The sequence below is a fragment of the Natrinema sp. CRL1 genome (genome assembly GCF_059162405.1).
On the sequence record NZ_JBLVOY010000002.1, the window covers coordinates 153,675 to 165,649 of the forward strand.

The 11,975-nt window shown below is 65.2% G+C and carries 13 protein-coding genes; 7 read left to right on the top strand and 6 right to left on the bottom strand.

Annotation, left to right across the window (positions count from 1 at the left end):
* Positions 1 to 110: 110 nt before the first annotated feature.
* A complete protein-coding gene (locus tag ACJYUO_RS06535) occupies positions 111 to 584 on the bottom strand; it encodes a DUF5812 family protein (RefSeq protein ID WP_494344585.1) in 474 nt (157 codons plus the stop codon).
* Positions 585 to 649: 65 nt separating this feature from the next.
* Complete coding sequence (locus tag ACJYUO_RS06540) at positions 650 to 874, bottom strand: hypothetical protein (RefSeq protein WP_494344586.1); 225 nt, start codon at positions 872 to 874, stop codon at positions 650 to 652.
* Positions 875 to 1,030: 156 nt separating this feature from the next.
* On the opposite strand from ACJYUO_RS06540, the gene ACJYUO_RS06545 reads away from it, so the two are divergent.
* The gene (locus tag ACJYUO_RS06545; RefSeq protein WP_494344587.1) at positions 1,031 to 2,326 is read left to right on the top strand and encodes a phosphoglucose isomerase-related protein; all 1,296 of its coding nucleotides are present in this window, start codon (positions 1,031 to 1,033) and stop codon (positions 2,324 to 2,326) included.
* Between the two features lie 105 nt (positions 2,327 to 2,431).
* A complete protein-coding gene (locus ACJYUO_RS06550; protein WP_494344588.1) occupies positions 2,432 to 3,553 on the top strand; it encodes a CPBP family intramembrane glutamic endopeptidase in 1,122 nt (373 codons plus the stop codon).
* Between the two features lie 75 nt (positions 3,554 to 3,628).
* Here the strand turns inward: ACJYUO_RS06550 and ACJYUO_RS06555 are convergent, their stop codons facing one another.
* Positions 3,629 to 4,087, bottom strand: a complete 459-nt coding sequence (locus ACJYUO_RS06555; protein ID WP_494344589.1) for an NOB1 family endonuclease — start codon at positions 4,085 to 4,087, stop codon at positions 3,629 to 3,631.
* Between the two features lie 4 nt (positions 4,088 to 4,091).
* On the bottom strand, positions 4,092 to 4,337 hold the full coding sequence (locus ACJYUO_RS06560; protein WP_006430467.1) for a PRC-barrel domain-containing protein: 246 nt from the start codon (positions 4,335 to 4,337) through the stop codon (positions 4,092 to 4,094).
* Positions 4,338 to 4,537: 200 nt separating this feature from the next.
* On the opposite strand from ACJYUO_RS06560, the gene infB reads away from it, so the two are divergent.
* The 5 genes from infB to ACJYUO_RS06585 all read left to right on the top strand — a co-directional run bounded on the left by infB (position 4,538) and on the right by ACJYUO_RS06585 (position 10,088).
* Positions 4,538 to 6,337 (top strand): translation initiation factor IF-2, encoded by a 1,800-nt coding sequence (gene infB / locus ACJYUO_RS06565; RefSeq protein WP_494344590.1) that lies wholly within the window; start codon positions 4,538 to 4,540, stop codon positions 6,335 to 6,337.
* Between the two features lie 236 nt (positions 6,338 to 6,573).
* A complete protein-coding gene (locus ACJYUO_RS06570) occupies positions 6,574 to 6,999 on the top strand; it encodes a hypothetical protein (RefSeq protein ID WP_494344591.1) in 426 nt (141 codons plus the stop codon).
* 151 nt (positions 7,000 to 7,150) lie between these two features.
* Positions 7,151 to 8,842: a glutamine hydrolyzing CTP synthase gene (pyrG, locus tag ACJYUO_RS06575; RefSeq protein ID WP_494344592.1), complete on the top strand. Its 1,692-nt coding sequence runs from the start codon at positions 7,151 to 7,153 to the stop codon at positions 8,840 to 8,842.
* On the top strand, positions 8,842 to 9,759 hold the full coding sequence (gene guaA / locus ACJYUO_RS06580; RefSeq protein ID WP_494344593.1) for a glutamine-hydrolyzing GMP synthase: 918 nt from the start codon (positions 8,842 to 8,844) through the stop codon (positions 9,757 to 9,759). Before pyrG ends, guaA begins: the two co-directional genes overlap by 1 nt.
* Positions 9,756 to 10,088, top strand: coding sequence for a DUF7126 family protein (locus tag ACJYUO_RS06585; protein WP_494344594.1), 333 nt, complete (start codon positions 9,756 to 9,758; stop codon positions 10,086 to 10,088). Before guaA ends, ACJYUO_RS06585 begins: the two co-directional genes overlap by 4 nt.
* Positions 10,089 to 10,596: 508 nt before the next feature.
* On the opposite strand, the gene ACJYUO_RS06590 is transcribed toward ACJYUO_RS06585, so the two are convergent.
* Positions 10,597 to 11,364 carry a 5-formyltetrahydrofolate cyclo-ligase gene (locus ACJYUO_RS06590; protein ID WP_494344595.1) on the bottom strand — a complete coding sequence of 256 codons (768 nt, stop codon included), beginning with the start codon at positions 11,362 to 11,364 and terminating at the stop codon, positions 10,597 to 10,599.
* Positions 11,357 to 11,959, bottom strand: coding sequence for a MogA/MoaB family molybdenum cofactor biosynthesis protein (locus ACJYUO_RS06595; RefSeq protein WP_494344596.1), 603 nt, complete (start codon positions 11,957 to 11,959; stop codon positions 11,357 to 11,359). Before ACJYUO_RS06595 ends, ACJYUO_RS06590 begins: the two co-directional genes overlap by 8 nt.
* Positions 11,960 to 11,975 lie beyond the last annotated feature (16 nt).

The window sequence follows — 11,975 nt, forward strand, 5'->3', positions numbered from 1 at the left end:
CCTCACTTCCGGGATTTGCGACTGCTCGAGTCCGCCGAGTCGCGATTCGCGACGAACAGGTGCGGGGATCAGTTATCGGCCGTCCGTGCTGGTCGCCGGCTTTCCGCCGATCAGTCCGGCAGATACCGAACGCTCAACACGCCGTCCTCGGCCGAACGGCGCACCTCCACGCGGACGGCCTCGAGCCGGGCTGCTCGAGCGATCGTTTCCTCGTCGTCGAGGACGTCCTGTGCCGCGGATTCGACCTCGCCGTCGGGGAGGTTGAAGACGTGGAGTTCCCCCGTTCCGGCCCGGTCTTCTTGAACGAGGTCGCCGACTTCGACCTCAGCCGCCAGTTCCATTTCGTGTGTGGTCGGCTCGAGGTCGCTGTCGACCAGTTCGATCGTCCGCCTGTCCTCGACGTCGACGACTTCCCAGGCGACTTCCAGCGGCGGCTCCGGTGCGACGGTCGCCTCGAGAACGTCGTGGACCTCGAGGCCGGGGTTCGACGCGAGGGTGTGGACTTGTGCGGTCTCGGCGTCGCGGACGACGGCCGACTCGGCCTCGGCGTGGGTGACGACGAAGGTGCCGGTCTTTTCGGTCATGGACGGTCGTAGGCACAGCGTCGTTTTCCGGGTTTCGGCTTTCGATTGCCGTTCGGAACGGTCGATTAGGTGACTCGGGCGACCGCGACCGCGCACCCGAACATCGCACCCATCAGTCCGAGTATCAGCCCTATCTGCGGGACGAGCACGGAGACGATCAGCGTCGCGACGCCGTAGAGGAACAGCACCCAGATGAACCGCAGTTGGGCGGCTTGCTCGTCGACTCGGGTCTCCAGCGTCTCGAGTCTGGCGTCGACGTCGGCGGCCGCGTCGTCGGATTCGTCTGACACGGATGTAGTCAATCGGTTGAGTGATCGGTAATAAGTATGTTCCGTTAGCTCGGTGTCAGATTGGGATCCGGTCTGCCGACCCGCCTCCGCCGGCGCCGACCGACGATCCGATTCGATCACGGAACGCCTTTACTGTAGGGTGTTGCGCCCTTCCGTATGAACGTCGACATCGGCAACGCGCTGTCGTCGGTCGCCTCGCCGGGCGTCTCGCGGGACTCCCTCGAGCGACTGGACGAACAGGTCGCGGCCGCCCACGAGCGCATCGAGACGGGGATGGCGAACGAAGAACACGGCTACGAGGCGCTGAATCTTCCACAGCGAACCGAACCCGACGAGATTCGGGCGGCGGTCGAACCGGTGGCGGACGCCGAGGCGCTGCTGACCATCGGCATCGGCGGCAGTTCCCTCGGCGCGGCGACGATCACGAACGCGCTCGAGTCGGACACCGAGACGGTCTTTCTGGACAACGTCGATCCCGCGTGGATCTCGTCTCACCTCGAGGGACTGCCACTCGAGGAGACGGCGATCAACGTGGTCTCGCGGTCGGGGACGACCGCGGAGACGCTGGCGAACTTCCTCGTCGTCCGGGAGGCCTTCGAGTCCGCCGGCGTCGACTGGACCGAGCGGACCATCGTCACGACCGGCGAGTCCGGTCCGCTTCGGGACCTTGCGAACCGCCACGATCTGCCGTCGCTGAAAGTCCCCGACGGCGTCCCCGGTCGCTTCTCGGCGCTGTCGGCGGTCGGCATGGTCGCCGCGGCCGTCTGCGGCCACGACCTCGAGGCGCTGCTTTCGGGTGCCGCAGCCGAGGCCGAGACGCTGTCGGGCTCGCTGTTCGACTGTCCCGCCTACGCCTACGGCGCGACGACCTACGCGCTCGACCAGCGCGGGGCCGGCGTAAACGCCGTAATGCCCTACGCGGAATCCCTCGAGACGTACGCGGAGTGGTTCGCCCAGCTGTGGGCCGAGAGTCTGGGGAAAGACGACCTCGGCCAGACCCCGGTGCGAGCGCTCGGCGTCACCGATCAGCACTCGCAACTGCAGCTCTATCGCGCGGGCCCGCGGGACAAGCTCGTCACCTTCGTCACGACCGAGCAGGGTCCGGACCGGCCGATCCCGGACACCGACGTCGAGGATCTCGCGTATCTCGGCGACGCGACGCTCGGGGAACTGCTCGAGGCCGAGTTCGAAGCCACCGAGGCGAGCCTCGCGGCCGCCGGCCGGCCGAACGTCCGCGTCGAACTCGAGCGCGTCGACGAGTACGAACTCGGCGGGCTGCTCTACGGGATGGAGGCCGCTTGCGTGCTCGCGGGCGAGCTTTCCGGCGTGAACACCTTCGAACAGCCGGCCGTCGAGTGGGCGAAAAAGGCCACCCGCGGCCTGCTCGGCGGCGGCGACTTCGAGGAGGCGAACGCGGTCGCCGAGAAGACGGAGCTTCGAGTCGAGCGATAGGCCGTGACGCTGGTTCTTCTGTGACTCGAGCGGGCGACGGCCAGCGTGTCGCGCTCATCGTTCCCGCCTCGAAATTTGTATGAGCCCTCGCACGAATATCGACGTATGACCGAGACTGCACGGACCGACGACGCCGCCCCGGTCGCGTCCGGCGTGGTTCCCGGCGTCGGGACCATTCTCGCGGGAATCACGATGGTCGCCATGTTCGTTCCCGTTCGCCGCGGCGTCGACGACCCGGTCGTCTGGGCCGGCGCAGCGTTCGCCGTCGCCGCCGTCCTCGCGTTCCTGGCCCAACGCCACGGCTTTCTCGAGGGGGAAATCGCCGGCCTCACTGCCGCCGGCTCGAGCGGTGCCGTCGTGTTGCTCGCCGGCTACGCGTTGAACCAGGGGGTGACCGCACCGACCGGCGTGCCGACGGTTCCGCTGTCGATCCCGATCGTCTTCGTGGCCTTCCTCACGGCGGGACTAACCGTCGCCGCCGGGGTCGCGGATTACTACGGCATCAGCGGTCACGGGCTCAAACAGCGGACCGTACAGGCCCTGATACTGTCCGCCGTCGGCCTCGCCGGCCTCCTCGTCACGCCCTTCGTCGTCGCCATCCTCGTGATTCCGGTCCGGCCGCTGCTCGAGCCGATCTCCCAGATCGAAAGCACCGTCTTCACGCAGGTGTGTATGGCCCTCGGAACGATGCTCGTCGCGGGGACCTACCTCTCGTTGACCGACCGCGACCTGTCCTTTATCGACGTGCGTCGACCGACGCTGCGGGACATCGGCTGGATGATCGGCGGACTGGTCGTCCTCTTCGGCGCGCTCTTTCTGATCTCCTTTCTCATGGAGTCGACCGGCGTCGAAAGCGCCGACCACTCCACGACCCAGCGGGCCCAGGAGAGTCCCGATCTAATGCTGGTATTGGTCCCGCTTGCCATCCTGATCATCGGGCCGTTCGAGGAACTGCTCTATCGGAACGTGATCCAGAAGTCACTGTACGATACGTTCTCGCGGCCGGGTGCCGTCGCCGTGGCCAGCGTCATCTTCGCGGCGGTCCACGTGCTCGCGTACGCCACCGCCGGACTGGGCGCGGTGATCGCCAGTCTAGGGACCATCTTCGGGCTCGCGATCGTCCTCGGCGTCATCTACGAGCGAACGGACAACCTCCTCGTCCCGGCGCTGATCCACGGCGTCTACAATGCGATCCTCTTTGCGAACCTCTACTTCGTCTACGGCTGACCGCTCGCTCGAGCGGTAGCTCCCTGAGTCGGACTGACTGCGACAGAAATCGATTTCGGACTCAGCGATCGTGGCCTACGACGGGTTCTTCCGTGCCAGTTCCGACCCGCAGATCGGACAGCGATCCTTTTCTTCGTCGAACTCGCGACCGCAGCCCTGACACTGATAGCGCCAGTGGCGCTGTTCGTCGATCCCCTCGCGGGCGATCACCTCGACCCCGACGTTGAGTTTCTCCGCGACGTTTTGCATCGCGTAGTCGTCGGTCACGAGGGTGGCGTCGAGTTCGAAACTCGCCGCGACGAGTCGAACGTCGGTCTCCGAGAGGACGTCGAGATCGCCGGATTCCCGGGCCGCACGCTCGACTTTTTCGGTGGTGTCGTCGTTAGGAATGTGGATGTGCATCCCGGAGCCCTCCATCGCGTCGTAGCGATAGGCGCTCTCGTCTTCGAGTTCCTCGCGGACGAGCGGGATGGTTGCAGTCTGTTCTGTCGTATGGAAGTCGTGGATAAAAGCGGAGGAGTCGAGAACGTACATACCGTTAGCGCTGGACGACGATGTAGTCTTTCACCGCTTGGACGCGGTTGACGGGCACGAGAAATCGGCCGGCGTCGTCGCTGTCGAAATCGACGGCGCGACTCGAGAGTTCCTCGTCGGGCTCGATAACGAGATCGTGGAGCTTGCCGGATTTCAGATCCATCGTGATGTTGTAGAGCAATCCGAGCTCGGTGCCGTCCGACCCCATGACGGACTTCCCCGAGAGGTTTTCAGCGAGTATATCGCTCATGCATCCCCGTACTTACTAATCGGTATTAAAGACCACGGGGAACGCCCACGGGCGACGGAATCCGCTCGACGCCGAGAAAACGGACTCGCCTGTGACGATCGTGACCGCGGCGCTCGCCGTCGCGTTCGGAACGCGGATGACGATGGGTTTAACTACGGCGCTACGGACGATTCAGGTAAGACCTTCTCGGGTGGTTCATCATGTCGGACACGGATACACGCGACCCCACATCTCTCAGAACGCCGATCGTCGCCGTCCTCGGACACGTCGATCACGGCAAGACAAGTCTCCTCGATAAGATCCGCGGCTCCGCGGTCATCGAGGGCGAAGCAGGCGCGATCACCCAGCACATCGGCGCGACCGCCGTTCCGCTGGACATCATCTCGACGATCGCGGGCGATCTCGTCGACCCGGACGACTTCGACCTCCCCGGCCTCCTGTTCATCGACACGCCGGGTCACCACTCCTTTACCACGCTGCGATCCCGCGGGGGCGCGCTGGCCGACATCGCCATCCTCGTCGTCGACGTCAACGACGGCTTCCAGCCCCAGACCCTCGAGGCCTTAGACATCCTCCGGCGGTCGGAAACCCCGTTCATCGTCGCGGCGAACAAGATCGACACCGTTCCAGGGTGGAACGCCAACGAGGACTCGCCGATCAACGACACCTACGAGGCCCAGTCCGACCGCGTGCGCGAGCGCCTCGACAAAAGCCTCTACGAGATCATCGGCAACCTCTCGGACGAGGGCTTCTCCGCCGACCTCTACTGGCGGGTTCAGAACTTCCAGCGCAACGTCGGCGTCGTCCCGGTCTCGGCGATGACCGGCGAGGGCGTTCCCGACCTCCTGACCGTCATGATGGGCCTCTCCCAGCGCTACATGAAAGAGGAGATGGAGATCGACGTCGCCGGCCCTGGCGTCGGCACCGTCCTCGAGGTCAAAGAGGAGAAAGGGTTCGGGACGACGATCGATACCGTCCTCTACGACGGAACGATCCGCTCGGACGATCAGCTCGTCGTCGGCGGGCAAAACGAGCCGATCGTCACCGACGTGCGCGCGCTGCTCCAGCCGCGCCCGCTGGCCGAGATCCGCACCGAGAGCCGCTTCGAAAAGGTCGACGAGGTCTCGGCCGCGTCCGGTATCAAGGTCGCCGCGCCGGAACTCGCCGACGCCATGGCCGGCGCGCCGGTCCGGGTCGTCCGCGACCGCGACCTCGACGAGGTCATCGCGGAAGTGCAGGCCGAACTCGCGGACATCGCCGTCGACACCGCCGAGGAGGGGGTCGTCGTCAAGGCCGACACCCTCGGCAGCCTCGAGGCGATGGCCGACGCCCTCGACGACGCGGAGGTGCCGATCGTCCGCGCGGAGGTCGGCGATGTCGCGCCGCGGGACGTTTCGGTCGCATCGACGGCCGAAGACGGCAAACAGAAGGCCATCCTCGGGTTCAACGTCGACGTGCTCGACGACGCCGAGCAGCGCGCGGGAATCGAGGACGTGACCATCTTCACCGACGAGGTCATCTACCAACTCATCGAGGAGTACGAGGAGTACGTCGAAGGGATCGAACAGGCCCAGCAGGACACCATCCTCGACAACATCACCCGGCCCGCTCGATTCCGCATCCTGCCGGATCACACCTTCCGCCAGAACGACCCCGCGGTCGTCGGCGTCGAGGTCAACTCCGGAACGGTCCAGAACAACGCGAACGTCGTCAAATTCGATGGCAACGAGCCCGACCGCGTCGGGCAGGTCAAGGGGATTCAAGAGCAGGGCGAGGACGTCGACGAGGCCCGCGCGGGCAACCGCGTCTCGGTCGCCATCGACGGCCCGACCGTCGGCCGCCAGATCGAGGAGGATGACGAACTCTGGATCGAGATCCCCGAGAAACACGCGAAGATCTTAGAGCAGGAACTCGCGAGCGAGATCCCCGCCGACGAACTCGAGGCGCTGAACATGTACCTCGACAAGCAGCGCAGTCGGGACCCCTTCTGGGGCAAGTAAACGTACCTTTTTCCGCCTCGGGTTCGCTCGCTATGCTCGCTCACCACTCGGCGCAAAAATCTACGCTAAAAAGGCCGCCTTCGCGGGCTTCGCCCGCTTCGGCGGCGAACCGCTCGCTACGCTCGCGGATGCTTCGGTGGTAACCAGAGCGTCCGCGAACTCACTCCTTGGGCCGCTCGAGTCGGCCCGGCGAGTTCCGGTATGAGAGTTACCACACAGCAGGTCGTAGGTGGTGTATGCTCGTCCAACTCCGCCAGTACAAACACGAGGAGGTCCAGTTCGACGACAACAGGACGACCGGCGAATCCCAGACCGAAGACACGGTCAATCCGGACGCGGAGGACTACTTCGGCACGGACATGGACGACCTCGACATCGAGACGTGGGATACCGTCGAGCACGAGGGCGATCCGATCCAGCGCCGCTCGCTGACCATCGACGGCGTCACCGCCGTTTCCGTCCCGCGGGAGCCGACCGCCGAGGACGATCCGGACCTTCCCGGACGGACACTCCAGTTGCGCATGGGTGGCGGCATCGAAAACGTCCCACAGGCCGAGATCGTCGAGGTACAGGACCTCGAGGTCCAAGCAGAGCCGGCCGAGGGGAAGGCTGCCAGCGACGACGACTCCCACGGGAAGACGTCCATGGACGACGAGCCGTAGGCGGCCTCGCTCGAGTCAGTGTCTCTTTTTGGACGAACGTCGACTCGAGGAGGCAACCGCCGATCGAATCCGAACCGGTGAGGGATGACAACCTCTGTCGGAGTCGGTGCGGTCCCGAAATCGTTTTCAAGCGGTCGCGCGCACACTCGGTATGCCGACGGAATCGGACACTCATTATGACCCCTCACTGGGGAACAAGTTCATCTTCGTCACCGGCGGCGTCATGTCGGGACTCGGCAAGGGGATTACGGCCGCGAGCACCGGCCGTCTCCTCAAAAATGCCGGGTTCGACGTCACCGCGGTAAAGATCGATCCGTACCTGAACGTCGACGCGGGCACGATGAACCCCTACCAGCACGGGGAGGTCTACGTCTTGGAGGACGGCGGCGAGGTTGACCTCGATCTCGGGAACTACGAGCGGTTCCTCGACATCGACATGACCTCGGACCACAACATTACGACGGGCAAGACCTACCAGCACGTCATCGAGCAAGAGCGTGCGGGCGACTATCTGGGAAAGACGGTCCAGATCATCCCCCACATCACCGACGACATCAAGCGACGCATTCGCGAGGCCGCCGAGGGGACCGACGTCTGTATCATCGAAGTCGGCGGGACGGTGGGAGACATCGAGGGGATGCCCTACCTCGAGGCCTTACGCCAGTTCGCCCACGAGGAACCCGAGGAGAACGTCCTCTTTACCCACGTCACCCTCGTTCCCTACTCGAAAAACGGCGAACAGAAGACTAAGCCGACCCAACACTCGGTCAAGGAGGTCCGCTCGATCGGCCTCCAGCCCGACGTGATCGTCGGCCGCTGCGAGGACCGACTGGACCCTGAGACCAAAGAGAAGATCGCGCTGTTCTGTGACATTCCCACGGAAGCGGTGTTCTCGAACCCGGACGTCGAAGACGTCTATCACGTCCCGCTGATGGTCGAAGACGAAGGTCTCGACCAGTACGTCCTCGAGCGCTTCGGCCTCGACGACGAGGCACTGCCGGAGGGCGAACGGGCGAACGAGTGGCGCGAGATCGTCACCACCGAGAAAACCGGCGAGATCGACATCGCGCTGGTCGGCAAGTACGATCTCGAGGACGCGTACATGTCGATCCACGAGTCGCTGAAACACGCCGGCTTCGAGGTCGGCAGCGACGTGACCGTCCACTGGGTGGCCGCCGACGAACTGAGCGAGGGCCACGACGGCCAACTCGAGGGGATGGACGGGGTCATCGTCCCCGGTGGCTTCGGGATGCGCGGTTCCGAAGGAAAGATCCGCGCGGTCCAGTACGCCCGCGAGAACGGCGTTCCCTTCCTCGGACTCTGTCTGGGCTTCCAGATGGCCGTCGTCGAGTACGCCCGGAACGTGCTCGGCCTCGACGGTGCCCACTCCGCGGAGATGGAGGAAGACACGCCGCATCCGGTCATCGACATCCTGCCCGAACAGTACGAGGTCGAGGACATGGGCGGCACGATGCGACTCGGCGAGCACACGACCGTCATCGAGCCCGAGACGCTGGCCTACGACCTCTACGGCGATACGTCCTGTTCCGAGCGCCACCGCCACCGCTACGAGGTCAATCCCGAGTACTTCGACCAGTTCGAAGACGAGTCGCTGGTCTTCTCCGGGACCGCGGGCAACCGAATGGAGATCCTCGAACTCGAGGACCATCCCTTCTTCCTCGGGACGCAGTTCCACCCCGAGTACACGTCCCGACCCGGTCAGCCGAGCCCGCCGTTTTTGGGGCTGGTCGAGGCGGTCCTCGAGCAGACCGAAACGGGGACCGAGACCGATAGCGAGACTGCAGACGCCGATTCCGACACAGAAACCGAGGTAACCCACTGATGGTAGACACCGAGACGTTCGTCCCAGACGCAGTCGCAGAGATCGAGACCGAAATCGACGACGCAAACGCCGTTATCGCCCTCTCGGGCGGCGTCGACTCCTCGGTCGCCGCCGCGTTGGCCTACGAGGCCATCGGCGACCGACTCACGCCGGTCTACGTCGACACCGGTCTGATGCGGAAAGGCGAGACCGACCAGATCCGCGAGACCTTCGACTACATGGACTCGTTGCGGATCGTCGACGCCAAAGACCGATTCCTCGAGGCCCTGTCGGGCGTCACCGACCCCGAGGAGAAGCGGTCGGTCATCGGCGAGCAGTTCATCCGGGAGTTCGAGCGCGAGGCCAAAGACGCGGACGCCGACTTCCTCGTCCAGGGGACGATCTACCCCGACCGCATCGAGAGCGAGGGTGGGATCAAGTCCCACCACAACGTCGGTGGCCTGCCGGAGGTCGTCGACTTCGAGGGGATCGTCGAACCCGTTCGCGACCTCTACAAGGACGAGGTCCGCGAGGTCGCTCGCCACCTCGGGCTCGACGAACTCGTCGCCGAGCGGATGCCGTTCCCCGGTCCCGGCCTCGCCGTGCGGATCATCGGCGAGATCACCGAGGAGAAGCTAGAGGTCGCTCGCGAGGCGAACCACGTCGTCGAGGAGGAACTCGAGGAGTACGAGCCGTGGCAGGCCCTGGCGGCCGTCATCGGCAAGGCGACGGGGGTCAAGGGCGATAACCGCGTCCACGGCTGGGTCGTCTCCGTGCGCTCGGTCGAGTCCCGCGACGGGATGACCGCCCGCGCACAGGAAATCGACTGGGACACCCTCCAGCGCATGCAGTCCCGGATCACGGGCGCACACGAGAACGTCGCCCGCGTCGTCTACGACGTGACCCACAAACCGCCCGCGACCATCGAGTACGAATGAGTCCCGGGACGACCGCCGTCGTCGTCGGCCCCGACGAGGACGGCATCGCGGCGGCTCTCGAGGCCGAAGGAGTCGACGTGACCCGACTCGAGGGCGTCATCTCGCGCCCGGAACTCGAGGAGGCAGGCGTCGTCGACACTGACCTGTACGTGCTGACCGACGTCGGACAGGCGACGACGATCCCGATCGTCTGTGATCTGAACGAGGACGTGCGGACCGTCGTCTACGCTCGGCGGACCGTTCCCGAGTTCGTCAAGGGACAACTCGATATCGCCATCGATCCACAGCTAATGGATGCGAGTGTCGTCGCCGACGAACTCGTTAACTGACTTCCGGCCCGCCGACCCCGGGGAAGGACACCTTTCTCGAGTGCTGGCCCGAATTCGACCGTTCGTTTCGACAGTTAATTACTGTTACTTGCACCTTCCGCATGAACTTTCTTGGCCGCCATTTCGGCCAAATAAATTCGGATTGACTCGAAGGCAATTCGACGTAAGAGCGGTATACCATCGCCGCCGTTCAAGTGGTATTCGCCGCTGTGTAGCAATGGAGGTCGACGGGCAGACCCCACCGATGGCACCCACCCCACCACCTGCACCCGCGACTTCCAGCAACCCCACCACAGCACCCTTCCCACCACTGCCAACCGATTCTCGTTGACGCGGGCCTCCCCCACCGGCTCGCGTCACACCCTGCGATTCTGGCATCGGGGCGCGGCGGTTTCCGCCGCGTCCCGGGGATGACCCATCTCCCTTTTGACGCGTCGCGACGACTGAGAGCCGCCAGCGCGGCGCTTCGCGATCGCTCGCCCGTTTTCAGCCCGTCGAAAAGAGTCGGCTACGGCGCGAACCGGTCTAAAACCGGGATCTCCTCGAGTCGGTCCTCCGAAAGGAGGTCCCAGTCGATGCCGCTCGGTTGTACGCTCCCCTCGGGACGGACCGTCCGCTCGGGCGTGACGACGAGGTCCATCGCGACGTCGTGGGCCCCGGTCGCGACGGCGTCGTCGATCACCTGCCGCTCGTGGACCGTCGTCGCGACCGGCGTCGACTCGTCGACGAGCTCGAGTTCTCTGAGCACGGCGTACTCGAGATCGCTGTAGCCTTCGCCCTTGCCGATCCGCCCGCCGTCTTCGGTAATCCCAACGCTTCCCGAAACGATCAGATCGACGTTGTCGATCTCGTCCGGACCGACCTGCTCGCCGTGTTTCGAGGAGCCGGAGACGGTCGTCGCGTCGTCGTAGTCCTCGAGTTCCTCGGGGTCGAGTTTCAGGAAGCACTTCTCGTCGCGGAGCCGCGGGACGGCCATGTAGACCGTCTTGCCCTCGCGCAGTGCTCGCCGCCGGACCGGCAACTGCGGCGCGTCGGGATTGGCCTTGATCGTCGTCGCGTCCGTCCACTCCGGTTGTTCGGCCAACCGCTCGGCGGCCTCGCTCGCCCCGGCGAAATTGGGGATCCGGCCGTGGGGCGGAAACGGAAAGCGGGCCTCGCCGCTTTCTTCTAAGTCGTCCCAGACGCGTTCCCGGATCGCTTCCTTGTCGATCCGATCGGTGTCGTCGCCCGCTCGCTCGCCGTCACCGGCCTCGTCAGCGGAGCCCACGTCAGGCACCCCCGTCGGCCGCGCCGGCTTCGGTCGGCTCGCCGTTTGTCGCCTCGTCCGCGTCGTCGTCCGGTTCGTCCTCCGCCGCGAGGTCGATGATCCGCGCCGCTTCCTGCAGGATGATCTCCGCGAGCGCGAGCCGGACCGCGTCGGCGTGGCCGGGCAGACAGAAAACCGGCGTGCCGTCGGTGACACCGGCGAGCGTGCGCGCGGTGACGACTTCCGTCCCGACCTGCTCGTAGGCCAAGGCGGTAAACAGTTCGCCGAACGCGGTCAGCTCCTTTTTTAACAGCGGTTTGACGGCTTCGATGGTAGTGTCGGTCGGCTCGACGCCGGTCGCGCCGGCGGTGAGCACGATATCCACGTCGTCCCGATCGATCAGCCGCGAGACGATCGACTGGACCTTGTCGTGGTCCGCGCCGACGTGTTCCCGTACCGCGATTCCGTTCCCGCTCTCCTCGAGTACCTCGGCGATCACTTCGCCGGCCCTGTCGCTCTCGAGCGAGCGACTTGAGGCGATCGTGACGACGCCGGTACAGAGCGTCCCGTCGCTGCTGTCGGCAGCGTCGGCATCCTCGGCGTCGGTCGTGTGCGTCTCGTTCATACGGCCTCTTCGGGAG

Bases quoted from the DNA above. Each gene is read 5' to 3' on its own strand.
- ACJYUO_RS06550 (WP_494344588.1), top strand. From the start codon at position 2,432: ATGACCGAGACTGCACGGACCGACGACGCCGCCCCGGTCGCGTCCGGC.
- guaA (WP_494344593.1), top strand. From the start codon at position 8,842: ATGGTAGACACCGAGACGTTCGTCCCAGACGCAGTCGCAGAGATCGAG.
- ACJYUO_RS06560 (WP_006430467.1), bottom strand. From the start codon at position 4,337: ATGAGCGATATACTCGCTGAAAACCTCTCGGGGAAGTCCGTCATGGGG.
- ACJYUO_RS06535 (WP_494344585.1), bottom strand. From the start codon at position 584: ATGACCGAAAAGACCGGCACCTTCGTCGTCACCCACGCCGAGGCCGAG.
- pyrG (WP_494344592.1), top strand. From the start codon at position 7,151: ATGCCGACGGAATCGGACACTCATTATGACCCCTCACTGGGGAACAAG.
- infB (WP_494344590.1), top strand. From the start codon at position 4,538: ATGTCGGACACGGATACACGCGACCCCACATCTCTCAGAACGCCGATC.
- ACJYUO_RS06555 (WP_494344589.1), bottom strand. From the start codon at position 4,087: ATGTACGTTCTCGACTCCTCCGCTTTTATCCACGACTTCCATACGACA.
- ACJYUO_RS06570 (WP_494344591.1), top strand. From the start codon at position 6,574: ATGCTCGTCCAACTCCGCCAGTACAAACACGAGGAGGTCCAGTTCGAC.
- ACJYUO_RS06595 (WP_494344596.1), bottom strand. From the start codon at position 11,959: ATGAACGAGACGCACACGACCGACGCCGAGGATGCCGACGCTGCCGAC.
- ACJYUO_RS06545 (WP_494344587.1), top strand. From the start codon at position 1,031: ATGAACGTCGACATCGGCAACGCGCTGTCGTCGGTCGCCTCGCCGGGC.
- ACJYUO_RS06585 (WP_494344594.1), top strand. From the start codon at position 9,756: ATGAGTCCCGGGACGACCGCCGTCGTCGTCGGCCCCGACGAGGACGGC.